The following is a 560-nucleotide window of genomic DNA, read 5'->3' on the forward strand; positions in this document are numbered from 1 at the left end:
CAGCTCGTTACCAATCCTTATTAAATTTAGGCGTAAAGAAAATTTATGACCGAGACCATTTTAATGAACCAAGTCGCCCATTAGAGAAACAGCAATTTGCAGGCGTTATTGACACGGTGGGTGGGCAAATTTTGGCAAATTTACTGAGTAAAGTGCAATATAGTGGTTGTGTGGTCTGCTGTGGTTTAGCACAAAGTTACCAACTCAATACAACGGTGATGCCATTTATTTTACGTCATATTCGTTTGCAAGGTGTGGATTCTGTCTATTTCCCATTGGAACAACGCAAAGCCGTGTGGCAAGAATTAGCACAATTAGTGGCAGACGACTATTTGCAAACATTTACCCGAGAAATTTTGCTGGCTGATGTGCCTGTTTATGGACAAAAATTATTACAACATCAGTTATATGGTCGCACGATTGTTAGGGTGAGTTGATAAGAAATAAAAAAACGCCGTAATAATCATTACGGCGTGATAGATTTTAGGGTGTAATAGACAAATTTGTTGCTAAAAGTAGGCTTAAAGCCTTATAGTACAAGGCTTTAAGCCTACTTTTTG

General features: G+C 38.4%; 1 protein-coding gene. It reads left to right on the top strand.

Annotated elements, in window-relative coordinates; translation table 11 throughout:
• Nucleotides 1-437: zinc-binding dehydrogenase (locus ACFFHT_RS09220; RefSeq protein ID WP_382375546.1), on the top strand; the 437-nt coding region annotated here is incomplete at its 5' end.
• Between the last annotated feature and the right edge of the window lie 123 nt (nucleotides 438-560).

The organism is Gallibacterium melopsittaci, assembly GCF_042433085.1.
GTDB classification, from domain to species: Bacteria; Pseudomonadota; Gammaproteobacteria; order Enterobacterales; family Pasteurellaceae; genus Gallibacterium; species Gallibacterium melopsittaci.